22 protein-coding genes are annotated in these 23,123 nt (G+C 63.9%); 8 read left to right on the plus strand and 14 right to left on the minus strand.

Annotated features, from left to right (window positions below):
• Nucleotides 1-16: 16 nt before the first annotated feature.
• Nucleotides 17-1,567, minus strand: a complete 1,551-nt coding sequence (locus AB7F10_RS08735) for a serine hydrolase (protein WP_428558521.1) — start codon at nt 1,565-1,567, stop codon at nt 17-19.
• A 271-nt stretch (nt 1,568-1,838) separates the two neighbouring features.
• Here AB7F10_RS08735 and AB7F10_RS08740 point away from each other — a divergent pair, with 271 nt between their 5' ends.
• The gene (locus AB7F10_RS08740; protein WP_428558519.1) at nt 1,839-2,168 is read left to right on the plus strand and encodes a phasin family protein; all 330 of its coding nucleotides are present in this window, start codon (nt 1,839-1,841) and stop codon (nt 2,166-2,168) included.
• Nucleotides 2,169-2,286: 118 nt separating this feature from the next.
• On the opposite strand, the gene AB7F10_RS08745 is transcribed toward AB7F10_RS08740, so the two are convergent.
• The 3 genes from AB7F10_RS08745 to AB7F10_RS08755 form a co-directional block, all read right to left on the minus strand.
• Nucleotides 2,287-3,657 (minus strand): pilus assembly protein TadG-related protein, encoded by a 1,371-nt coding sequence (locus AB7F10_RS08745; protein ID WP_428558517.1) that lies wholly within the window; start codon nt 3,655-3,657, stop codon nt 2,287-2,289.
• A gap of 251 nt (nt 3,658-3,908) precedes the next feature.
• A complete protein-coding gene (locus tag AB7F10_RS08750) occupies nt 3,909-5,255 on the minus strand; it encodes a pilus assembly protein TadG-related protein (RefSeq protein ID WP_428558515.1) in 1,347 nt (448 codons plus the stop codon).
• Between the two features lie 255 nt (nt 5,256-5,510).
• Nucleotides 5,511-6,809: a VWA domain-containing protein gene (locus AB7F10_RS08755; protein ID WP_428558513.1), complete on the minus strand. Its 1,299-nt coding sequence runs from the start codon at nt 6,807-6,809 to the stop codon at nt 5,511-5,513.
• Between the two features lie 357 nt (nt 6,810-7,166).
• Here AB7F10_RS08755 and clpS point away from each other — a divergent pair, with 357 nt between their 5' ends.
• From clpS to AB7F10_RS08775, 4 genes are all read left to right on the plus strand, one after another.
• Nucleotides 7,167-7,550: an ATP-dependent Clp protease adapter ClpS gene (gene clpS / locus AB7F10_RS08760; RefSeq protein ID WP_428558511.1), complete on the plus strand. Its 384-nt coding sequence runs from the start codon at nt 7,167-7,169 to the stop codon at nt 7,548-7,550.
• Between the two features lie 39 nt (nt 7,551-7,589).
• A complete protein-coding gene (gene clpA, locus AB7F10_RS08765) occupies nt 7,590-10,061 on the plus strand; it encodes an ATP-dependent Clp protease ATP-binding subunit ClpA (RefSeq protein ID WP_428558509.1) in 2,472 nt (823 codons plus the stop codon).
• Nucleotides 10,062-10,194: 133 nt separating this feature from the next.
• Nucleotides 10,195-10,923, plus strand: coding sequence for an AzlC family ABC transporter permease (locus tag AB7F10_RS08770; protein WP_428558506.1), 729 nt, complete (start codon nt 10,195-10,197; stop codon nt 10,921-10,923).
• Nucleotides 10,920-11,267, plus strand: a complete 348-nt coding sequence (locus AB7F10_RS08775) for an AzlD domain-containing protein (RefSeq protein ID WP_428558504.1) — start codon at nt 10,920-10,922, stop codon at nt 11,265-11,267. Before AB7F10_RS08770 ends, AB7F10_RS08775 begins: the two co-directional genes overlap by 4 nt.
• 4 nt (nt 11,268-11,271) lie before the next feature.
• Here the strand turns inward: AB7F10_RS08775 and AB7F10_RS08780 are convergent, their stop codons facing one another.
• From AB7F10_RS08780 to AB7F10_RS08795, 4 genes are read right to left on the minus strand one after another with little or no spacing between them, the layout of a single operon-like run.
• Nucleotides 11,272-11,700: an HIT domain-containing protein gene (locus tag AB7F10_RS08780; protein ID WP_428559982.1), complete on the minus strand. Its 429-nt coding sequence runs from the start codon at nt 11,698-11,700 to the stop codon at nt 11,272-11,274.
• Between the two features lie 38 nt (nt 11,701-11,738).
• Nucleotides 11,739-12,998: a GNAT family N-acetyltransferase gene (locus tag AB7F10_RS08785; RefSeq protein ID WP_428558502.1), complete on the minus strand. Its 1,260-nt coding sequence runs from the start codon at nt 12,996-12,998 to the stop codon at nt 11,739-11,741.
• A 23-nt stretch (nt 12,999-13,021) separates the two neighbouring features.
• Nucleotides 13,022-13,768 carry a glycerophosphodiester phosphodiesterase family protein gene (locus AB7F10_RS08790; protein WP_428558500.1) on the minus strand — a complete coding sequence of 249 codons (747 nt, stop codon included), beginning with the start codon at nt 13,766-13,768 and terminating at the stop codon, nt 13,022-13,024.
• Nucleotides 13,769-13,773: 5 nt separating this feature from the next.
• On the minus strand, nt 13,774-14,238 hold the full coding sequence (locus tag AB7F10_RS08795) for a RidA family protein (RefSeq protein ID WP_428558497.1): 465 nt from the start codon (nt 14,236-14,238) through the stop codon (nt 13,774-13,776).
• Between the two features lie 194 nt (nt 14,239-14,432).
• Here AB7F10_RS08795 and AB7F10_RS08800 point away from each other — a divergent pair, with 194 nt between their 5' ends.
• On the plus strand, nt 14,433-15,314 hold the full coding sequence (locus AB7F10_RS08800; RefSeq protein WP_428558495.1) for a cell envelope integrity EipB family protein: 882 nt from the start codon (nt 14,433-14,435) through the stop codon (nt 15,312-15,314).
• 22 nt (nt 15,315-15,336) lie between these two features.
• On the opposite strand, the gene AB7F10_RS08805 is transcribed toward AB7F10_RS08800, so the two are convergent.
• Both AB7F10_RS08805 and AB7F10_RS08810 read right to left on the minus strand, forming a co-directional pair.
• Entirely contained in the window at nt 15,337-16,614 is a 1,278-nt protein-coding gene (locus AB7F10_RS08805; RefSeq protein WP_428558493.1) for a DNA polymerase IV, read from the minus strand.
• Nucleotides 16,614-16,919, minus strand: a complete 306-nt coding sequence (locus AB7F10_RS08810; RefSeq protein ID WP_428558491.1) for a DUF3572 domain-containing protein — start codon at nt 16,917-16,919, stop codon at nt 16,614-16,616. The genes AB7F10_RS08805 and AB7F10_RS08810 overlap by 1 nt, the downstream gene beginning before the upstream one ends.
• Nucleotides 16,920-17,045: 126 nt before the next feature.
• On the opposite strand from AB7F10_RS08810, the gene AB7F10_RS08815 reads away from it, so the two are divergent.
• Both AB7F10_RS08815 and AB7F10_RS08820 read left to right on the plus strand, forming a co-directional pair.
• Nucleotides 17,046-17,417: a response regulator gene (locus tag AB7F10_RS08815; RefSeq protein ID WP_428559979.1), complete on the plus strand. Its 372-nt coding sequence runs from the start codon at nt 17,046-17,048 to the stop codon at nt 17,415-17,417.
• Between the two features lie 6 nt (nt 17,418-17,423).
• Nucleotides 17,424-18,797, plus strand: a complete 1,374-nt coding sequence (locus tag AB7F10_RS08820; RefSeq protein ID WP_428558489.1) for a PleD family two-component system response regulator — start codon at nt 17,424-17,426, stop codon at nt 18,795-18,797.
• 329 nt (nt 18,798-19,126) lie between these two features.
• On the opposite strand, the gene AB7F10_RS08825 is transcribed toward AB7F10_RS08820, so the two are convergent.
• From AB7F10_RS08825 to rnr, 4 genes are all read right to left on the minus strand, one after another.
• Nucleotides 19,127-19,573 carry a hypothetical protein gene (locus AB7F10_RS08825; RefSeq protein ID WP_428558488.1) on the minus strand — a complete coding sequence of 149 codons (447 nt, stop codon included), beginning with the start codon at nt 19,571-19,573 and terminating at the stop codon, nt 19,127-19,129.
• Between the two features lie 116 nt (nt 19,574-19,689).
• Nucleotides 19,690-19,857, minus strand: a complete 168-nt coding sequence (rpmG, locus tag AB7F10_RS08830; protein ID WP_428558485.1) for a 50S ribosomal protein L33 — start codon at nt 19,855-19,857, stop codon at nt 19,690-19,692.
• Between the two features lie 84 nt (nt 19,858-19,941).
• Complete coding sequence (locus tag AB7F10_RS08835) at nt 19,942-20,691, minus strand: NUDIX hydrolase (protein ID WP_428558483.1); 750 nt, start codon at nt 20,689-20,691, stop codon at nt 19,942-19,944.
• Nucleotides 20,688-23,033: a ribonuclease R gene (gene rnr / locus AB7F10_RS08840; protein WP_428558479.1), complete on the minus strand. Its 2,346-nt coding sequence runs from the start codon at nt 23,031-23,033 to the stop codon at nt 20,688-20,690. The genes AB7F10_RS08835 and rnr overlap by 4 nt, the downstream gene beginning before the upstream one ends.
• Between the last annotated feature and the right edge of the window lie 90 nt (nt 23,034-23,123).

Here is a 23,123-nt window from a genome sequence, read left to right on the forward strand (position 1 = left end):
GTCATCGTTATCGCCCTCAGTTTTTCAGCAGCATGCAGGGAATTTCCCCGCTTCTGAGGTGCTTGCAGGCGACTTCCGCCTGGGTCTTTTCGGTGAAGCCCGCAAAGCGGGCGCGATAGAGCGTCTTGCTGCCCTTTTCGACTTTCTCGGTGAAAGGATCAGCGTCTTTCAGAATCTTGCCGGCCTTGTCCTGCGCGAGCGACAGCCGCTGCTTGGCGTCGGTCTCGGCATCGAAGGCGCCGATCTGGATCATCCACGCGCCCTTGGGCTTGGCGGAGAGCGACTGGCTGTCGGCGGCCAGCGCAAGCCGGGCGGTCGCCGTGGTTTCGTGGCTCGGCTGTGTGCTCGGCGCCGGCTCGGTCTTCACCGTCGTCACGGTGGTGATCTTGGCGCCCTTGGCCGGCGGCGACATCTTCGGAATGCCGAGCGCGCCGCCGCTTGCGGTCTGGGCCGGTCGCACCGTCACGGTCTTGACGGTGATTGCCTTGATCGGCGCAGTGGAGCCGGGGGGCGGCAGCGGCCGTACCGACGCGGTCGGCTCGCGGCTGGGTTCGGGCCGCGCGGCCGGCGCGGGTTCAGGCAGGACGACCGGTTTGGCGAGCGGCTTCGCGTCAACAACCGCGTCAGGCGCCGCGCTCGCGACCAGAGGCTCGGGGCGCTTCGGCGGAAGATCGGGACCGTCGCGGTCGATGACCGGCGGCGCGGTGTGTTTGGTCGAGGCCTTCGGCATGGTGCTCGCGATCAGCTCGCGCATGCGGGCGTCGCGCGAGGAACCGCTGCGGCCGCCGAACACGGCGGCGACGATGTGGCGCTCGCCGCGATGGACGGACGACACAAGGTTGAAGCCCGAGGCCCGGATATAGCCGGTCTTGATGCCGTCGACGCCGACGACCGACCCGAGGAGCTTGTTGTGGTTGCGCATCGTGCGACCACGGAAGGTGAAGCTGCGGGTCGAGAAGTAGCGGTAGTATTTCGGGAAGCGCTCCTGGATTGCGCGGCCGAGCAGAACCTGATCGCGCGCCGAGGTGACCTGGTCGTCGTCGGGCAGGCCGGAGGCGTTGACGTAGCGCGTGCTCTTCATGCCGATCGCATGCGCCTTGCGGGTCATCAGCCGGGCGAAGCTCGGCTCGTCGCCGCCGATCTTCTCGGCGATCATCACGGCGACGTCGTTGGCCGACTTCGTCACCACGGCGCGGATCGCGGTGTCCACGGAGATGGTCTCGCCCGGCTTCAGGCCGAGTTTCGACGGCGCCTGCGCCGCCGAATGGGAGGAGGCCTCAAGGTCGGTGGTGAGCTTGATCTTGCCGCTCTCGAGCTGCTCGAACAGCAGATAGAGGGTCATGATCTTGGTCAGCGAGGCCGGGTGACGCTGGGCGTCGGCGTTGCTGGCATGAAGAATAGCGCCGGTATTGGCGTCGACCACCAGGGCCGCATAGGGCGGGTTGTAGGCGGGAGCGCGATGGCGGCGGCGGCGTGCGTCGGCGGGATCGGTCGTCACGGCAACGGCCGCAACCATCACCGCCAGACCAACAGCCCCAAGACGCAGGTATCGACCTGCACGCAGCATTGCCTCTCCCCGTATACCGACTGGGTGGTCCCCAATAGCACCCGCTGCCGTCTTTGAGCGGCCGCACTTGCAATACGGTTTATGACGGTAGGGCCGCAGGGTTACCAATATCTTACCGTAATCCTCAGATTTTTCAGTGAATTTTGCGTTGCAAAAATTCGATTGACAATTTTGTGCAGTGCAGTATAAGCGTCATATTCGCCCGATCAAAAAGGGCACAGGAATTCAGCCAGGCGCTCCACTTGTGAGCCGGAACAAGGACGTAGCCACCATGATGAAGACGTTCGAAGACCTCCAGCAGACCAGCAAAGAGAACATGGACACCGCCATCAAGTCGTTCGGCGCGCTGTCGAAGACCGGCCAGGCCATTGCGGTCGAGATGGCCGACTACTCGAAGAAAGCCTTCGAAGACGGCACTGCCGCGATCGAGAAGCTGTTCGGCGCCAAGTCGTTCGACAAGGCGATCGAGGTCCAGACCGCCTACGCCAAGACCGCCTACGAGGGTTTCGTCGCCGAGGCGACCAAGATCAGCGAGCTTTACGCCGATTTCGCCAAGGAAGCCTTCAAGCCGTTCGAGACTGCTGTCGCGAAGGCGAAGTAACAAGTTCAAGTTACCGGTTTGTCGCGTCGTACGGTTCGCGTAACCGCGTAAGTTCAGTCTGAAATGCAAAAGCCCGGCCGCAGTGGCCGGGCTTTTCGTTTGTGCGGCGACCGCCGGATTATTTCGCGACGCGCAGCTTGGTCAGGTTGGTGCCGATCGTGCTGAACGTCGTGACGATCGCGCTCGCCGAGGTCAGCATAAAGAACTTGTCAGAGTTACTCGCGCAGTTCTGCATCACGGTCGAGGTCGGGTCGTTGCCGGTATTGACCTGGATTGAATAGATCTCGATCCCGGCCGCCTTGGCATTGGCGCAGGTGCCGATCCCGCCTTTGCTCGAGTCGTACATGCGCTTGTCGATCTGCGTCTGGCTGCCCGACCAGCGGTTTTCGGTGTTCATGCCGTCCGACAGCAGGATGATGATTTCCTTGTATTTGTAGTTGGAGTCCTTGGCGGGTGCGGTGAGAGGCCCGCCGCCGACCAGCGACTGCCAGCCCCAGACAAGGCCGATCGGCTGATTGGTGTTGCCGACGGGCTGAAGCGAGTCGACGAGGTTGTTCAGCGCGGTCCAGTCATAGGTCAGCCCCATCATCGCCTTCGGACAAGAGTCGAACTGCTCGGCTGGCCAATAGGGGCTCGGGTTTGCCGTCTTGCTGCCGCTCGGCGCGGTGACGTTCTGATCGTAGTTCTGGTCGCGGTCGGTGATGCAACCGTTCCAGGTATTGTGGTTATAGGGTACCCAGGTCGTCGACGTGGTGCACTTCTTGGTCGACTTGCCGTTCTTTCCGGTCTTCGTCGTCGTGCAAGTGGTCGTCGAGGAATCGTAGCCGTTGTCGTCGTCCCAGTCTTCCCAGTCGATCCAGCTCGCGTTGTAGTTGGACGAGCCGACGTTGACGTCCTTGTTGAATGGAACGATGGACACGTAAACGTCGCCGTTCACTGCAGCGGCGCCCTTGAGCTGGCTGATCAGGTTTTTGGTCGCCGTTTTCATGGCGGTCATTTTTCCGTCGCTCGACATCGAGCCGGTGACGTCGAGTACCAGCGCGACGCGCAGCCGCTCGGAGCCCCACTTCGAGGTCGCTGTGCCTTTGACGGTGATGTAGTCGTAGCCGACGGCGCTCATCAGCGCGGTCGGCACGTTGGCCTGACCGTCCACCGTGACCTGCGAGCCGCCGGTTGCCGAATAGGAGGCTGAGATCACGATGCTGTTGGCATCGGGCCGGTTGAACATAGCCAGGAAATAGTTCTTGGCCTTGGTCTGCAGCTGCGCGTCGGTCACGGTCGCGGCATCGCGCGACAGCATCAGGGCGGTGGAGTCGAGCGCGGCCTGCATCGCCGCCTTGACGGAGTTTGCCCGGCTGTAGTCGACCGCGGCGCCGACCGCACCGATCACCGGCAGCGTGGCAATTGCAAAAGTGATCGCGACATTGCCCGAGCGCGAGCAATTGAATGCGCGCAGCGAGGCGGTCAGCTTGTTCCAAAACGTCGACATGACGGTCACCGGTTCCATGTGGTCCGGTGATGTCTTATTCGCCGCTCTTAAAAGCCTAGTTTATCAGGACGCGCCTATAGTGACGCCGGCCGTAACGTTTCGGCGTAAAATTCCGGCCAATCGCTCGGCGCAACAAGGCCTTGAACGGTTAACGGCGTCTCAGGCAATTCGAGCAAATGCCGCATAGTTCTTCTGCAATGTCCTTAATGGTGCGTTAGGAACGCGGCAGTCGACCGGGCTGCCGGATCGCTTTACCTGGCCACGCGCAGCTTGGTCAGGTTGGTGCCGATCGCCGCGAAAGTGGTGACGATCTGGTCGGCGGAGGTCAGCACGAAGAATTTGTCGGACGAGCTGGCGCAATTCTGCATGACGGTCGATGTCGGGTCGCGACCGGTGTTCACCTGGATCGAATAGATCGTGATGCCATCCGCCTTGGCGTTGGGGCAGGTTCCCGTCCCATTGTCATACATGCGGTCGTCGATCGAACTCTGCCGGTTCGACCAGCGGTTTTCGGTGTTCATGCCGTCCGACAGCAGAATGATGATTTCCTTGTATTTGTAATCGGAGTCCTTGGCGGGTGCGGTGAGGGGGCCGCCGCCGACCAGCGACTGCCAGCCCCAGACCAGACCGATCGGCTGGTTGGTGTTGCCGACGGGCTCCAGCGAATCCACCAGATTGTTCAGCGCAGTCCAGTCATAGGTCAGCCCCATCATCGCCTTTGGGCAGGACCCGAACTGTTCGGCCGGCCAATAGCTGGTCGGGTTGTCGGTCGCCTTGCCGCTCGGCTGGGTGACGTTCTGGTCGTAGCTCTGGTCGCGATCAGTAATGCAGCCGTTCCAGGTTTTGGTTTTGGCCGATTTCCAGGTGCCGTCCTTGTCCTTGCAATCGTCCTTGTTGTTGGGCTCGCGGTAGCCATCGTAATTCTTGCAGGTGCCGTTCTGCTCTTTCCAGTCGGTCCAGTCGATCCAATCCTCTTTGTAATTGCTCGATCCGACATTGACGTCCTTGTTGAACGGCACGATCGAGACGTAGACATCGCCATTGACGGAGGCGGCGCCCTTGAGCTGGCTGATCAGGTTCTTGGTCGCCGTCTTCATGGCGTCCATTTTGCCGTCGCTCGACATCGAGCCGGTGACGTCAAGCACCAGCGCGACGCGCAGCCGCTCCGAGCCCCATTTCGATGTCGAGGAACCCTTGACGGTGATGTAGTCGTAGCCGACGGCGCTCATCAGCGCGGTCGGCACATTGGCCTGGCCGTTCACGACGACCTGCGAGCCGCCGCTTTCGGAATAGCTGGCCGAAATCACGATGCTTTTGGCGTCCGGCCGGTTGAACATGCCAAGGAAATAGTTCTTCGCCTCGGTCTGCAGCTGTGACTGGGTCAGCGTTGCGGCGTCGCGCGACAGCATCAGGGCGGTGGAATCGAGCGCGGCCTGCATTGCCGCCTTGACGGAGTTTGCCCGGCTGTAGTCGACCGCGGCGCCGACCGCACCGATCACCGGCAGCGTGGCAATTGCAAAAGTGATCGCGACATTGCCTGAGCGCGAGCAATTGAATGCGCGCAGCGAGGCGGTCAGTTTTTTCCAGAGGTTCGACATAGCGGTCACCTGAACTCGAGAACGTTTTCGTTTTCAGCGCCGTCTTATTACTTTCGTATAAAAAGCTGGTTTATGACGCTGCCGGCGGCGGGAGGCCGGCGGTAAGATTTGCGTTCGGGAATCCGGCCGATCGCTCGATGCGACAAGACGTTGGCTGGTTAACGCCGGCTGCGCAAAAAGCTGAAAATGCCGGGTGGTTCTTTTCTGCGTCGTTAATGCGGCATTGACCGCGGCGGGCCGCTGCGGCTGCGGGCGCTACATCGCAACCCTGAGATTGGAGAGCGCCGTGCCGATCTGTCCGAAGGTGGTGATGATCTGGTTTGCCGAGGTCAGCAGGAAGAATTTCTTGGAGTCGCTTGCGCAATATTGCAGGACCGATTGGGTCGGGTCGTTCCCGGTGTTGACCTGCACCGCGTAGATGGTGATGCCGGCTGCCTTGATGTTGTCGCAGGTTTTTTCTTGCCGGCTGTCGATCGAGGATTGTCGGCTGTACCAGCGGTTCTCGGTATTCAGGCCGTCGGTCAGTAGAATGATGACTTGCTTGTATTCGTAGTTGGAGTCGACGGGCGGAACGGTGAAGGGCGCGGCGGTTAAAGTTTGCCAGCCCCATTGCAGGCCGATCGCTTGGTTGGTGTTGCCGGCCGGGCTCATAGCGGTGACCTTGTCAGCAAGCACGGTCCAGTCGTTGGTCAGCCCGATCATCGGGACCGGACAGGAATCGAACTGCTCGGCGGGAAACAGGCTCGCGCCTTCCGTCGGCTCGGTGTTCTTGGTGTCGTAATTCTGGTCGCGGTCGGTGATGCAGCCGTTCCATGTGCTGTGCGCGGCCGGTGTCCAGACCTTGCCGTGCGACTCGCAACTCGATTTCCGCCTGTAGTCGGAGTTGCTGCAACTGCCGTTCTCGTTCTCCCAGAGATCCCAGCGGACCCACGGCTTGTCGTAATTCACCGGGTCGGCATTGACGTCCTTGCTGAACGGCACGACCGAGACATAGACGTCTTCCGGATCGACCGCTGCGTCCTTGAGCTGGTTGAGCAGGTTTTGTGTTGCCGTCTTCAGCGCGTCCATCTTGCCGCTCGACGACATCGAGCCGGTGTTGTCGAGGACCAGCGCGACGCGCAGCCGCGTGTTGCCCCAGGTAACGGTCGAGGATGCGTGAAGGTTGACCTGGCTCAGGCCGAGGATGCCGGAAAAATTCATCGCCGTGACGGCGGTGCCGTTGAGCGTGAGGCTCGATCCGGTGACGTTCGAGTAGGTAGCGGTGACGGCGACGCTGCTGGTGTCGGGACGGGAGAAAATGGCGTTGAGGTAGGAGGTGGCGGCGGTTTGCAGTTGCGCGCTGTTTTGTGTCGCCGCGTTTCGCGACAGCATCAGCGCCGTCGCGTCGAGCGCGTTCTGGAATGAGGTGCGCGCAGCGCTCGCGCGCGTGTAGTCGACCGCGGCGCCGACCGCGCCGATCAGCGGGATGGCGGAAATCGCGAGCATGGGTCCGACGCCGCCTCGCGTGCTTCGCGCAAATTGTGACAACGCCTGGAGAAAGCCCGAGCCCCGCATGGCAGACCACCGATTCGTTGGATGACCGAAAGACAGACTGGAACAAACTGTGGAAGGTGCGGGTTGAGATGAAATGAGCCGCGGCACCGCAATTTGCGGCAAAATTGGAGCGGTTTCAGTGTGGCGGCAGTTGCGAACGATTAAGGAATAGCTATCTGAGCCCTGCGGCGCTGCCGGTTGCGGTCGATGCTGTGCCGGAACGGGTCAGTTTGTCCCATCGAATGCGGTTTTCTTGCCGTTGGATCGGGTGCGGACTGGCTTGGCACGCCGCGCGCCCGGACTTTATGATGGCAGGCGTGGCCGCGGGGGAGCGGCCTGACCGGTCCGGCAGCCGGTCGGGAATACGCAGACGGGACGATGGTCGCGATTGTGACAGATTTGAATCGAACTCTTCGTCCGGTCCGCATGGCGGACGACGGCGGCAAGAAACGGCAGGGAGATACCGGGCCGGGAACTGCCGTGATCGCGCGCACCAAGCCGCAGACCAAGCGGCCGAGCATGTACCGCGTGCTGATCCTCAACGACGACTACACGCCGATGGAATTCGTTGTCCACGTTCTGGAGCGGTTCTTCGGCAAGGACCATGAGGCGGCGACCCGAATCATGTTGCATGTTCATCATCACGGCATCGGGGAATGCGGGATCTACACCTACGAAGTCGCGGAAACCAAAGTGACGCAGGTGATGGACTTCGCTCGCAAACACCAGCATCCTTTGCAATGCGTGATGGAAAAAAAGTGACGACGGGAAACGCCCAATACAAAGAACACTGGAAAGCTAATGCCGACATTCTCGCGTAGTCTCGAGCAATCGCTGCACCGGGCCTTGGCGCTCGCCAACGAGCGCCACCACGAATATGCGACACTCGAGCACCTGCTGCTGGCGCTGATCGACGACAGCGACGCCGCGGCGGTGATGCGCGCCTGCAATGTCGATCTCGACAAGCTGCGGCGCAGCGTCTCGACCTATCTCGAAACCGAGCTTGAAAATCTCATCACCGACGGCGCGGAAGATTCCAAGCCGACCGCCGGGTTCCAGCGCGTCATCCAGCGCGCGGTGATCCACGTGCAGTCCTCGGGCCGCGAGGAGGTGACCGGCGCCAATGTGCTGGTCGCGATCTTCGCCGAGCGCGAGAGCCATGCCGCCTATTTCCTGCAAGAGCAGGACATGACGCGCTATGACGCGGTCAATTACATCAGTCACGGCATCGCCAAGCGGCCGGGCATGACGGAATCGCGACCGGTACGCGGCGCGGCCGAGGAAGAGGCCGACGTCAAGGGTGGCGACGAGACCAAGAAGAAGGGCGACGCGCTCGAAGCCTATTGCGTCAACCTCAACAAGAAGGCGAAGGACGGCAAGATCGATCCGCTGATCGGCCGCGATTCCGAGATCAACCGCACTATCCAGGTGCTGTGCCGCCGTCAGAAGAACAACCCGCTGTTCGTCGGCGAGGCCGGTGTCGGCAAGACCGCGATCGCCGAAGGTCTCGCGCGCCGCATCGTCAATGGCGAGGTGCCGGACGTGCTCAAGGGCGCAACGGTGTTCGCGCTCGACATGGGCACGCTGCTCGCCGGCACGCGCTACCGCGGCGACTTCGAGGAGCGGCTCAAGCAGGTCGTCAAGGAGATCGAAGCCTATCCGGGCGCGATCATGTTCATTGACGAGATCCATACCGTGATCGGCGCCGGCGCAACCTCCGGCGGCGCGATGGACGCGTCGAACTTGCTGAAGCCCGCGCTCGCCTCAGGCACGATCCGTTGCATCGGCTCGACGACCTACAAGGAATACCGCCAGTATTTCGAGAAGGATCGCGCGCTGGTGCGCCGCTTCCAGAAGATCGACGTCAACGAGCCGTCGGTGCCGGACGCGATCGAGATCCTCAAGGGTCTCAAGCCGTATTTCGAGAGCTACCACAAGCTGAAATACACCAACGATGCCATCAAGGCGGCGGTGGAGCTTTCGGCGCGCTACATCCATGACCGCAAGCTGCCGGACAAGGCGATCGACGTGATCGACGAGTCGGGCGCGGCGCAGATGCTGCTGCCGGAAAGCCGGCGCAAGAAGACTATCGGCGTGAAGGAAATCGAGACCACGATCTCGACGATGGCGCGCATCCCGCCGAAGAGCGTCTCGAAGGACGATGCCGAGGTGCTTGAGCATCTGGAGTCGACGCTCAAGACGGTCGTGTACGGGCAGGACAAGGCGATTGAGTCGCTGTCGGCCTCGATCAAGCTCGCCCGTGCCGGCTTGCGTGAGCCGGAAAAGCCGATCGGCTGTTACCTGTTCTCCGGCCCGACCGGCGTCGGCAAGACTGAGGTCGCCAAGCAATTGGCTGCCTCGCTCGGCGTCGAGCTGATCCGCTTCGACATGTCGGAATACATGGAGCGGCACACGGTGTCGCGCCTGATCGGCGCGCCTCCGGGCTATGTCGGCTTCGACCAGGGCGGCTTGCTCACCGACGGCGTCGACCAGCATCCGCATTGCGTCCTGCTGCTCGACGAGATCGAGAAGGCGCATCCCGACCTGTTCAACGTGCTGCTGCAGGTGATGGACCACGGCAAGCTGACCGACCACAACGGCAAGCAGGTCGACTTCCGCAATGTCATCCTCATCATGACGACCAATGCCGGCGCTGCCGACATGGCGAAGTCGGCCTACGGCTTCACGCGAACCAAGCGGGAAGGCGACGACACCGAAGCCATCAACCGCATGTTCACGCCGGAATTCCGCAACCGGCTCGATGCGGTGGTGACGTTCTCGCATCTGCCGCTCGCGGTGATCACCAAGGTGGTCGAGAAGTTCGTCCTCCAGCTCGAGGCGCAACTCGCCGACCGCAACGTGACCATCGAGCTGTCCGAGGAGGCGAGCCGCTGGCTGGTGGCCAATGGTTACGACGAGCTGATGGGTGCGCGGCCGATGGCCCGCGTCATCCAGGAGCACATCAAGACGCCGCTCGCCGACGAGGTGCTTTTCGGCAAACTCAAGAGCGGCGGCCACGTCCGCGTTGTCGTCGAGCGCGACGACAAGGGCCGCGACAAGCTCGGCTTCGAGTTCCTCGAAGGGCCGGTCAAGCCGAAGGCCGACAAGGTGCCGGCCAAGTCGCCGAACAAGGCGCGCAGCCCGAAGCGCCGCAGCCCGCCGCGGCCGAAGCCGAAGGGTGACGGCGGCAAGGGTGATGGTGGCGACGATGGCGGCAAGGATAACGGCGGCGGCCGCGGTTCGGTGCCGAAGGTTCCGCTGGTCAAGGCCTGACGGCCGCCGGCAATCGATTTGAAATGGCGAGGGCCGGGCACATTGCCCGGCCTTCGTTTTTGCGCGGGGCCTATGCGCGCGGGACCGGCCGTCGCCGTTGCGCGGTGGGGACGCCTGTGGGACAGGTGAGCCGATGCCGTCCTCCCGTGATTTCCGCTCGAACGTGGGTGCTTTTGCCGCCGCGCTCCGCCACGCATGGACGTCGGTATTCTTCCTGGTCATCGGCGGCACCTATGTCGGCGTCGGCGCGCTGGCGCATGATTTCGGGTTTTCGGCGTGGTGGCTTACCGCATCGACCGTCATCGTCTGGGCCGGCCCCGCGCAAGTCATTCTCATTTCCTCGCTCGGCACCGGCACGACGCTGATCGAAGCCGCGGTCGCGGTTTGGCTGTCCGGCATCCGGCTGTTTCCGATGGTGGTGTCGCTGTTGCCGCTGTTGCGTGACGAAAAGCGCCGGACCGCGCCGCTGATCCTTCCGGCGCATTTCACCTCGGTCAGCATGTGGGTGGAGTCGATGCGCATGCTGCCGGAAATGCCGCGCGAGCGCCGGCTGGTGTATTGCAACGGCCTTGCCGTCGGCTACATGTTGACCGCGATTCTGGGCGGCTTCCTCGGCTTCTACCTTGCCGCGGGGCTGCCGCCGCTGCTTGCCGCGACCCTGCTGTTCCTGACGCCGATGTCGTTCCTGGTGACGACCGCGCGCAACAGTCAGGCTCTGATCGAGAAACTCGCTTTCGTGCTCGGGCTCGTGATCGGCCCGATCCTGTCCTACTACCACGTCGGTCTCGACCTGTTGTGGACCGGCCTGATCGGCGGCGTTGCGGCCTATGCGATCTGCCGCGTGCGGGCGGGCTTCACATGATCGGCACGCTGGCGGATTACTGGCCTTTCGCGATGCTGTTGCTGGTCGGCTTCCTGCCGAACGAGATGTGGCGCGTGCTTGGCCTCGTGCTGGCGCGCGGGCTCAACGAGGATTCTGAACTGGTCATCCTGTCGCGCGCGCTCGCGACCGCGACCATCGCCGGTGTCGTCGCCAAGCTGATCCTGTTTTCCGGCGGCGCTCTGGCGCTGGTTCCGATCGAGGGACGGGCCGCTGCCGCCGCGCTCGGCTTTGCCGCCTACCTGTTGGCGCGCCGGTCGGTGTTCATCGGCGTCGCGGTCGGCGAGGCGGCGTTCTTGATCGCCGGATATTGGCTCCAACGCTAAGGCGTCAGCCGCTCTGCAACGCCGCCGCGAGCGCCTTGGCCTGTTCGGCCAGAATCTCCGGCTTTTCTTTCTCGCTCGCCGGTGGCTTCATCGGCACGCCCGCCTTGCGCGGAATGACGTGGACATGGAGGTGAAACACCACCTGTCCGCCGGCCCCCTCGTTGAATTGCTGGACCGTGATGCCGTCTGAGTTGAAGGCCGTCATGGCCGCCTTGGCGACCTTCTGGGCCGCCGCTGCCACCGCGGCGAGATCACCGGGCGCGATGTCGAGCAGGTTGCGGGCGGGGGCCTTGGGCAGCACCAGCGTGTGACCGGGGGCGCGGGGCATGATGTCGAGAAAGGCGAAGACCTTGTCGTCCTCATAGACCTTGTAACAGGGCAACTCGCCGCGCAGGATCTTGGCGAAGATGTTGTTGGGATCGTAGGTCGGCATCGTCATCCCCCGGCAGGTTTTCGGCGCGATGATACGCGTTATTCGTGCTCGGCCAAATCCTTGCGGAACGGCGCATAGCTCGCAAGTTCTTCCTGCGTGCTCTCGATAAACCGGCGCTCGCGCGCGAGGTAGTCGGCAATTGCCCTGCGCAGCGCGGGATTGTCGATGTAGTGGGCCGAATAGGTGGTTCTCGGCATGTAGCCGCGGGCGAGCTTGTGTTCGCCCTGAGCGCCGGCCTCGACGCGGCGGAGCTTGTGGGCGATGGCGTAGTCGATCGCCTGATAGTAGCAGACCTCGAAATGCAGAAAGGGGTGATGCTCGATCGCGCCCCAGTTGCGGCCGAAGATGGTGCCGTCGCCGACGAAATTGATCGCGCCGGCGATCCAGCGGCCGGCGCGCTTCGCCATCATCAGCACGATCCGGTCGCGCATGGTGTCGCCGATCAGCGAGAAGAATTCCCGCGTGAGGTAGGGCCGGCCCCATTTGCGGGATCCGGTGTCCATGTAGAAGGCGAAGAAGGCGTCCCAGACGCCTTCCGTCAGGTCGGAGCCGGTCAGCCACTTCACCTCTATTCCGGGGGTGAGCGCGTCCTTGCGCTCGCGGCGGATGGTCTTGCGCTTGCGGGAGGACAGGGTGCCGAGGAAGTCCTCGAAAGTGGCGTAACCCTCGTTTTCCCAATGGAACTGCTGGTCGGTCCGCTGCAGGAAGCCGCGCTTGCCGAGCAGGGTCCATTCCGCCTCGGTCAGAAACGTCACATGGGCGGAAGACAGCTTGTTCTGCGCGGTGACGCTGGTGAGCGCGTCGGCCAGCGCCTCGCGGATTTCGCCGGCAAGGACGGAGGGGCGGGTGAGCAGGCGCGGCCCTGTGACGGGCGTGAAGGGCACCGCGACCTGAAGCTTGGGGTAATAGTCGCCGCCCGCGCGTTCGAAGGCGTCGGCCCAGCCGTGGTCGAAGACATATTCGCCGCGCGAGTGGCTCTTGATGTAGCAGGGCATCGCCCCCATTAGCTCGCCGTCGGTGGTTTCCGCGACGATGTGCCGGGGCATCCAGCCGGTGCGCGGCCCGGTCGAGCCAGACGCTTCGATGGCCGAAAGAAATTCGTGCGATATGAATGGATTAGGAGATTGTCCTCGTGTTGATAAGTCTGGGGACAATTTATCCCCGTTGTCCTCGTCCAAAACATGAGAATGTGAATCCAGTGCGCTGACGCTGCTGCCTGCCGCGCAGGCGTTCCATTGCTCGGCGGGAATGTCGGCGATGGCGGAGACGAGCCGGATCTGGATGGCGGTGGCGGTCATTGGAACTGCATTCTGGTCGGTCTTTATGGCCGAAATCCCTCGAAAATCATCTGATCGGTCCAGCGCGCAGCGGTTGCGCGATCCTGCGGCGTGCGGACCGTCCAGGTGAGCAGCGGGAGGCCGAACAGAAACCGCCCGACCAGTGGCGCGACTGCCGGCAGGTCGCGGACGCCAAAGGCGATGAACTGGGGCCGCGTCAGCGGCGCATGCAGCAGCCAGGCGAGCCGCCGCTTTTGCCCGGCCGTCAGCCGGTCCCATTCGTGATGGCTGTAACGATGTTCCGCGACGATCCCGCGTGGCCGGGCGGGCGCGACCATGCGTACGGTTTCGATCAATAGCGGATCGAACGACATCAGCGCGGCAGGCCCGTCATATCCGGCCAGCACGCCGGCGGCACGTTCCGCGACCCGCCGATCGCCGTCGAACCGGCTTTTGAGTTCAATCACGAGCGGCGTCCGCCCGGCGATCAGGTCGCATAACTCGCCCAGCGTCATCACGCGGTCGGAGGTCGCCTTGAACGGTGCCGCCTTGATCTGCGCGGCCGTGAGGCTGGCGAGCGGCGCGTGCCCTTCCGTCAGCCGGCCGAGCGTGTCGTCATGGTGGACCATCGCCTCGCCATCGGCGCTGATCTGGAGATCGGTTTCGATGGCGTAGCCGCCCTCGATCGCGGCTCGGAACGCCGAGGCCGTGTTCTCGATCGCGCCCTGTGCGGCGTCATGCAGGCCGCGGTGGGCGATCGGCCGGGCGCTCAGCCAGTCGAGGCGGGACATCAAGATCACGCGACTTCGAACAGACCTTCGACCTCGACCGCGGCGTCGAGCGGCAGGGCGGAGACGCCGACGGTGGTGCGGGCGTGGCGGCCCTTGTCGCCGAACACTTCCACCATCAGGTCCGACGCGCCGTTCATCACCTTTGGGCCTTCGGCAAAGCCGGGCGCCGAGCTGATGAAGCCGCCGAGCCGCACCACGCGCACGACTTTGTCGAGGTCGCCGATCGCGGCTTTGACCTGCGCGATCAGGTTGATGGCGCAGTCGCGGGCGGCGTTCTGGCCGTCAGCGATCGATACGCCGCCGCCGAGTTGTCCGGTGGCGCTCGGCTTGCCGTTGGCGCCGAGGCAAAGCTGCCCGGAGATTGTCAGCATATTGCCGATCCGCACGAACGGAACGTAGTTGGCGATCGGCGTGGCCGGCGTCGGCAGCGTGATGTCGAGGCCGGTCAGTTTCTGCTCGATGATCGCCATTGTTGTCTCCTGTCGCGGGTCTTCTGCGTCGATTGTTCGCTGATCGGCCAAACCGGCGCAAGGGAGGCCGGCGCAACGCAGGCCGGAGCCAAAAGCGGGCGGTTTCGTTGCGGCAGCGCCAGCCAGCCCCTATCTTGCCGGAATTGTGGGCGATTCCAGCGCCGGCGACGCAACGACGGCATTAGGAGAGCGCAATGATTTCAGTTCAGCAGGGGGCTCGCCTCGCGGCGTTTGCCGTGACGGTTGCCGGCAGCCTTGCGCTCTCGGGTGCGCCGTCGGCGGCGCCCGCCGCCAAGGGCGACGCGCTCAAGGGGGACGTGCTGGCGCCGCATCGCGCGGTCTATGACCTGAAGATGATCAAGACCCGCGGCACCGGCCGGGTCGAGGCGGTTCGTGGCCGCATCCTGTACGACTTTTCCGGCAGCGCCTGCGCAGGCTACGAGTTGCAGTTCCGCCAGGTCTCCGAACTGTCGTCGGGTGAGGGCAGCGTCGCCCTCAGCGACCTGCGCTCGACCACCTGGGAAGATACCGCGGCCAAAAAGTTCCGCTTCAACTCCGAGAACAGGCTGAACGACCGCACCCTCGAGTCCGTCAACGGACAGGCCGAGCGTCACAAGAGCGCGGTTGCCGTCAAGCTGAGCAAACCGAAGTCGAAATCGGTATCGCTGCCGGCCGGGCTCGTATTCCCGACCGAGCACATGCGTCGGATCATCGAGGCTGCGCAGGCGGGCAAGAGTGTGCTCGAACTGGTCGTTTATGACGGCTCGGAGACCGGCGAGAAGCTCTATGACACGCTGACCGTGATCGGGAAGAAGATCGAGCCTGGCGACAAGCCGCCGGACGACGCCGCGGCGAAGGAGCCGGCGCTCGCAAAGCTCGCGCGCTGGCCGGTGACGATCAGCTATTTCGAGAAGAAGAAGGACGGCAAGCACGAAGAGCAGCAGCCAGTCTACGCCATCTCTTTCGAACTTTACGAGAACGGCATTTCGCGGGCGCTGGTGCTGAGCTACGCCGACTTTACCATCGGCGGCACCATGACTGCGCTGGAGATGAAGACGCCAAAGCCGTGCAAGTAGGACGCCGCGCGCGAGCCGGCGCCTAGTTCTCGTCGAATTCCAGCCCTTTGACCACGGCATCGCGGCCGAACTTCTTGCGCAGCCGGTCGACCGCGTGCTCGGCGTCCGCCGAGCGGCGATCGAGAAAATCGGCCAAAGCGTCGCCGGCATGGTCTTCCAGGTTGCTGACGCCGATGCCGATCAGGCGGAATTTGGTGCGGTCGATTTCTTTCTCCAGCATGGCGCGGCCCTCCGCGAAAATACGGCTGGCCAGATGCGTCGGCTGCGCCAGCGAACGCGACCGGGTCCGGATCTTGAAGTCTGCGGTCTTGAGCTTGAGTGTGATCGTCGTTCCCGCGAGTTCGTTCGCCTTGAGGCGGAACGACACCTTCTCCGACAACTCCCACAGAATCTGCTCGAGCGGGCGAAAGTCGGAAATGTCGCGCATGAAGGTTGTTTCGGACGAAATGCTCTTGGTCTCGCGGTCCGGATTGACGCGGCGGCTGTCGATGCCGCGCGACAGGCGCGCGAGCCGCATGCCTTCTTCGCCGTAACGCGCGATCAGATCGGATTCGCCGGCACGCTGCAGGTCGGCGATGAGGCGGTAGCCGTCGGACGCAAGCCGCGCGGCGCTGGCGGCCCCGATGCCGTAGATGAAACCGACCGGCTTCGGCGCGAGGAATGCCGGCGCTTCGGCGGGCGACAACACCGCGAAGCCGCGCGGTTTGTCGAGATCGGAGGCGATCTTGGCAAGGAACTTGTTGCCGGAGAGGCCAACCGACACCGTGATGCCGAAGTCGCGTTCGACCTGCCGCGCGAAACGGGCGAGCACCTTCGCGGCGCTCATGCCGTGCAGGCGCTCGGTACCGGTGAGATCGAGGAAGGCCTCGTCAATCGACAGCGGTTCGACCAGTGGCGTCAGGTCGAACATCGCCTTGCGGACGTCGCGGCCGGTCTTGGCGTATTTCGCCATGTTCGGCTTGACGACGATGGCGTCCGGGCAGCGGCGCTTCGCCTCGAACATCGGCATTGCGGAGCGCACCCCGTAGGTGCGGGCGATGTAACAGGCCGCCGCGACCACGCCGCGCTGGCCGCCGCCGACGATCACCGGCTTGTCGGCGAGCGAGGGGTCGTCACGTTTCTCGATGGTCGCGTAGAACGCGTCGCAGTCGATATGCGCCACCGTCAGCGCCGCGATGTCGACGTGACGGAGGATGCGCGGAGAGCCGCAGGCTGCGCAGCGCTTCGGCGCGCCGGCGTCCGCGAGGCAGTCACGGCAAAAGCCGGGCAGGGCCGTGATGGGGCTGCCGGCAGCGGCCATCAGGGCACGTCCCGTTCCCAGTCTCCGCTGCCGAGCACCGCCCGCGCCGTTTCGACGAGTTCGGGCGGGAAATCGGCGGCGGCCGCAAAGGCCACCAGCAGGCTTTCGTCTGTTGAAAGGTAATCCAGCACGCCACTGAGGAAGGCGGGCTCACGCGCGGCGGTACGAATCTGGTCGGGGCCGATGCCGGTGGCCGCGAGGAAGCCGCCGAGCCGTTCCGCATCGCCGGCAATGAACGTAAGCGCCTGAATCGCCACGTGTTCTGCCACTTCCTGGGTCAGCGATCGGGGCCGGTTTTGATGCACCTATTTGCCTTTCCGTAATGAATCGGAACTACGGTGCCGATCATGCCCCACGGCGGCGCGCGAAGCGACGGGGCTCGCGAGCCGGGGAATGTCCGTGCGGCACCGCGTCCAGAAGGGGGCCACGGGGTGGGCAAAACCGTCCTGATTGTCGAGGACAACGAACTCAATATGAAGCTCTTCAACGACCTGTTGGAGGCTCATGGCTATGCGACAGTCGGCACCCGCAACGGAATCGAGGCGCTCGATCTCGCGCGCCAGCACCGGCCCGACCTGATCCTGATGGATATCCAGCTGCCGGAAGTGTCCGGGCTGGAGGTCACCAAATGGCTCAAGGACGATCCTGAGCTGAAATCCATTCCGGTCATCGCCGTCACCGCCTTCGCGATGAAGGGCGACGAGGAGCGGATCATACAGGGCGGCTGCGAAGCCTATCTGTCGAAGCCCATTTCGGTCGCCAAGTTCATCGAGACCGTCCGTCATTTTATTGGAAATGCGTGAGTACCCATGAGCGCCCGCGTTCTCGTCGTCGACGATATTCCGACCAATGTGAAGCTGCTCGAAGCGCGGCTGTCGGCGGAGTATTTCGACGTCGTCACCGCCTATAACGGGCCCGACGCGCTGGCGATCTGCGAGCGTGCCGAATGCGACATCGTGCTGCTCGACGTCATGATGCCGAACATGGACGGCTTCGAGGTGTGCCGGCGCATCAAGTCGAACCCGGCGACCCATCATATTCCGGTCGTCATAGTCACCGCGCTCGACCAGCCCTCCGACCGCATTCGCGGTCTCGAAGCGGGGGCGGATGACTTCCTGACCAAGCCGGTGTCCGAGGTGGCGTTGATTTCGCGGGTGCGCTCGCTGTCGCGCCTCAAGATGGTCACGGACGAACTGCGCATGCGCGCGGTGACCTCGAAGGAAATCGGCATCCAGAGCCCCGAGATCGAGGCGGTGGCCGATACCGGCCGCAAGGGCCGCATCCTGGTGGTCGACGACCGCGCCGGCTCCTATGAGCGCATCGTCGCCGCGCTCTCATCCGAGCACACCGTCGAGGTCGAACCCGACCCGAACGAGGCGTTGTTCCACGCCGCCGAAGGCAATTACGACGTCTTCATCGTGTCGCTCGGTTTCGAGAATTTCGACGGGTTGCGGCTGTGCAGCCAGATCCGTTCGCTGGAGCGCACGCGCAGCATTCCGGTGCTGGCGGTGACCGAAGCCGACAACAACGCCAAGCTCGTGCGCGGGCTCGAGATCGGTATCAACGACTACCTGATCCGCCCGATCGACAAGAACGAGATGCTGGCGCGGGTGCGCACCCAGATCAAGAAGAAGCGCTATACCGAACGGCTGCGCGACAACGTGCAAAGCTCGATCGAGGCGGCCGTCACCGACGTGCTGACCGGCCTTTATAACCGGCGTTACATGGAAACGCACTTGACGACGCTGGTCGAGCAATCGGCCGCGCGCGGCAAGCCGATCTCGGCGCTGGTACTCGACATCGACTTCTTCAAGTCGATCAACGACACCTACGGTCACGACGCCGGCGACGATGTGCTGCGCGAATTCGCGCTGCGCATGCGCAAGTCGATCCGCAACATCGACCTCGCTTGCCGCATCGGCGGCGAGGAGTTCGTCGTCGTGATGCCGGAGACCGACAAGGCGGTCGCGACGATGGTCGCCGAGCGCCTCCGCCGCAAGATCGCCGCCGATCCGTTCCCGATCGAGCAGGGCGCCCGCGCCATCGAAGTGACGATCTCGATCGGCATCGCCGCGCTCAACGGCGCGGAAGACAATGCTGCCGCGATCCTCAAGCGCGCCGACCAGGCGCTCTATCGCGCCAAACGGGACGGCCGTAACCGCGTGGTGCCGGACGCCGCCTGAACTGCGACTCAGCAGGCGGAAACGGCCGCGGTCGGCATCACGGCTCTTTCAAATAGCAGGCCAATTCCAAAGGCTTAGGCGGACGATTTATTCGCCCCAAGCCTTGGTCTAACCTTGTGTGACAGCGGCGCGGTCGCGGTCCCGCGCTATCGGATTGCTTTGCCAGTTTCGCCAGTACCCTACGGAGTGCTCAGGTCCGCCGCATCTCCTGGGTCCGTGGGGTTCGGCCGGCCCGGAAGCGGTGCGAGTGGCCTCCTCATGACGCCGCTTCCGGCCGGCCACCTTGGCGGCGGCCGGTTTTCAAAGTCGGAACGCGCTTCGGAGTCCGCTTACGGGCGGACGATGGTCCAGCCCTTTTCGGAAAGCTCGATCAGCCGTACCACGCCGGCCTCGACGTGCTGCACGTCGGGCACCAGCACCGGCTCCTTGCCTTCGTTGCGCGCCATCGAGTGAAGCGTGTTGTCGCAGGCGATGAAGCTGACATTCGGCATGCCTTCGCGGAACGACTTCAGCCGCGGCTTCACCGGCGAGGTGTCCTCGCGTAGCATGTGCATGCCGCCTTCGAAGGCGACGATCTGGATTTCAACCTCTTCGCCCTTGCCGGAATAATATTTGGAGACGTTGGCCGCGACGTTGAGCGCGGCGGTCATCTTGCCTGGATCGTTGTCGCTGACCTGTAGCGCGAGCTTGTGGCTCTCGGCCGCGGCGGCGGAGCCGGCGAGCGGCAGCACGAGCAAAGCGAGGGACGCGGCAACGGCGCGCAGCAAACTCATCATGACAATCTCCGGCAAAGCGAACGTGCCGGAATTCTATCAGATTTTGGGAAGAGGCCGGGCATCACGGCAGCGTGACGCCAGAAATGCGAAGGGCGCCGGAGGCGCCCTGCGTAGAATTATTTGATCTTCGATTCGCGATACTCGACATGCTTCTTCGCGATCGGATCGTACTTCTTCTTGACCATCTTGTCGGTCATGGTGCGCGAGTTCTTCTTGGTCACGTAGTAGTGGCCGGTGTCCGCGCTCGAGACCAGCTTGATTTTCAGACTGACGGCTTTGGCCATGGCTTTTTGAACCTCGACTTGAAATTTGGCCGGAAACTAGCGGCCAATCCCGAAATGTCAAGAAAGGCCCGGAATGCGCGGGTTTTACAGGGTTTCCCGCCGGAACTGGCCGTCCACCATGAAGTAATAGGGCACCGGCAGGTCGTGGCCCATGCCGGCTTTGACCCGCGCGTCGAGTTCCTCCAGCACCACGCCGGTAATGGTCGGCATGTCGAGGCGGGTAGCCTCGACGATCGGGATCCAGACCAGTTCGACGAGTTCGGAGTCCGGGCCGACCACGCCTTCGATCTTGTCCGCGACGGCGGTCGCATCCGCCGTGAAAAACCGGGTGTCGAACCGCTTCGGGCGGCGCGGCGGCGTTACCGCGCGGGCGACGAAGTGGATATGCGCGAGGTCGGGCATCACCGAGGCGGTCGCGAAGCCTTCCCATTCGGCGTGGGGCACCGCCGGCGCGGTGGCGCTTTTGACGCCGAGCAGGAGGCCGGTCTCCTCGAAGGTCTCGCGGATCGCGGCGAGCGCGAAGGCGCGGGGCGGTGGCACCGTCTCGTCGCGCGGGCGTAATGCGAGCTTTGCCTCCGTACGCGGATCGAGTTCGCTCGCCGCCTGCATCTTGCCGTCCTGCGCCTCGATGCGCCCGCCGGGGAATACAAACTTGCCCGGCATGAACTTGTGGCTGGCGTGGCGGCGGCCCAGCAGCACCTTCGGCTCCGGTCCGGAGCGGTCGATCAGCATCAGGGTAGCCGCGTCGCGCGGCACGCTGTCCGGGAACGACTGGTCACGCTCCACATTGCTCATGCGGTCGGTGAGTGTCTTGCCGCGATCCTGTTCCGTCATCGTGACTTCCGTTGACCCTTGAATTTCGACTTGTGCTTTTTCGACTTCCGGTTGGCCTTGTGTTTCGATTTGCGCGCCATCGCTTCGTGATGACCGCGCCGGGCGCGGTCGGCGTCGCGCTCGGTCCGGCCGGGCGCGCGTCGCCGCTCGCCGTCGAACCGGCCTTCCGATAGCAATTCGAACCGCAATGCGCCAGCGACGGGCGCGGCCTCGACCAGCTTCACGGTGACGGGATCGCCGAGCCGGTAGCTTTCGCCGCTGCGTCGGCCTCGCATGGCGCGGCCGGCCTCGTCGAACTGGAAATAGTCGTCGCCGATAAAGCGCGCCGGCACGAAGCCGTCCGCGCCGGTCTCGATCAGCTTGACGAACAGGCCGGCGCGGGTGACGCCGGAAATGCGGCCCTCGAAACTCGCGCCGATGCGGTCGGCGAGGAAATGCGCGATCAGCCGGTCGACGGTTTCGCGCTCGGCCACCATGGCGCGCCGCTCGGCCGCTGAAATCTGCGCGGCGATTTCGGTGAGTGCCTTGACGTCTGCGTCGTCCGGCAGCCCGTCGGGGCCGAGGCCGAGCGCGCGGATCAGCGCGCGGTGAACGATCAGGTCGGAATAGCGGCGGATCGGCGAGGTGAAGTGCGCATAGCGGCGCAGGTTCAGGCCGAAGTGGCCGTAGTTCTGCGCTGAGTATTCGGCCTGGGCCTGCGAGCGCAGCACGACCTCGTTGACGAGTTGCTCGTTGTCGCGATCCTTTACCGCGGCGAGGATGCGGTTGAACTGCTGCGGCCGCAGTGCGCCGGACTTTGCGAGCGGAATGTCGAGCGTCTGGAGGAACTCGCGCAGCGCGTGCAGTTTCTCCATCGAAGGCTCGTCATGCACGCGGTAGATCAGCGGCACGCGCGCCTTCTCCAGCGTCTCGGCGGCGGCGACATTGGCGAGGATCATGAATTCCTCGATCAGCCGATGGGCGTCGAGCCGCTCCGGCACGATGACGCGATCCACCGTGCCGTCGGCCTTGAGCACGATCTTGCGTTCCGGCAGATCGAGATCGAGCGGCGAGCGTTCGCCGCGCGTGCGTTTCAGAGCATCGTAGGCGTCGTAAAGCGGCTTCAGCACCGGCTCCAGAAGCGGACCCGTGGTGTCGTCGGTGCGCCCGTCGATGGCGTCCTGCGCCTGTGCATAGGCGAGCTTCGCTGCCGAGCGCATCATGATGCGGTGGAAGGTGTGCGAGAGCTTGCGGCCGTCGGCGGCGATCACCATGCGCACGGCAAGGGCAGGGCGATCTTCGTTGGGACGCAGCGAGCACAGGTCGTTGGAGATGCGCTCCGGCAGCATCGGCACCACGCGGTCCGGGAAATAGACCGAGTTGCCGCGCACCAGTGCCTCGCGGTCGAGCGCGCTGCCGGGCGTCACGTAATGCGCGACATCGGCAATGGCGACCGAAATGATGTAGCCGCCCGGATTGCCTTTGCCGGTGTCGGGTTCGGCATAAACGGCGTCATCATGGTCCTTGGCGTCCGGCGGGTCGATGGTGACCAGCGGCACTTTCCGCCAGTCCTCACGGCCCGCGAGCGTCGCAGGCTTCGCCGCGGCCGCCTCCGCCAGCGTATCGGGGCGGAACACGGACGGGATGCCATGCGCGGCAATCGCGATCATGCTGACCGCGCGCTCCGTCTTGAGCGAGCCGAGCCGCTCGACAACTTTGCCCGCCGGTGCGCCGAGCCGCGCCGCGCGCGCGACCTCGACAGAGACGAGATCGCCGTCGGCCGCGCCGCCTTCGGCGCCCTTGTGGACGACAAGCTGCTTGCCGATCATCTTCTTGTCGACCGGCTCGATGCGGCCGCCGCCGCCGTGAATGGCATGGAAGACGCCGATCACCCGCTGCTTCGGATGCTCGATGATCCGGATCAGGTGGCCACGGTGGCGGACACCGTCCTCGTCTTCGACAGCCTCGACGCGCAGCAGCACACGATCGCCCATGCCGGCTGCCTGGCCGGGGCGGGCGCGGCGCGAGGTGACGATGCGGATTTTCGGCGCGGCGCCGTGCGCCTCTTCGTCCCATTCGTCGGGAACGGCAATCAGGTCGCCCTCGCTGTCGCGCGCGGTGACGTCGGCCAGCACGGTTTCGGGCAGTGCGCCGGGCTTATGGAGTTTCCTGCGGCGCTTTTCGATGGCGCCTTCGTCAGCCATGTCGCGCAGCAGGCGTTTCAGTTCCGCGCGCAGGTTGTTTTTCAGGTTGAAGGCGCGGGCGATTTCGCGAGTGCCGATCTTGCCGGGCCGATTGCCGATGAACGCGAGAATGTCTGCTTTGGAGGGAAGGGACGTTGTTGTTTTGGGTTTCTTGCTCAAAGGAACGTTTTCGTTTCAGAAATGGAACATGGAATAGATCGCGGGCCGCCGCAGCGGCTCTGCCATCAAGGTAATGATCGCCGGGCGCGA

It is taken from the genome of Pseudolabrys sp., assembly GCF_050250095.1.
In the GTDB taxonomy this organism is placed as follows: Bacteria; Pseudomonadota; Alphaproteobacteria; order Rhizobiales; family Xanthobacteraceae; genus Pseudolabrys.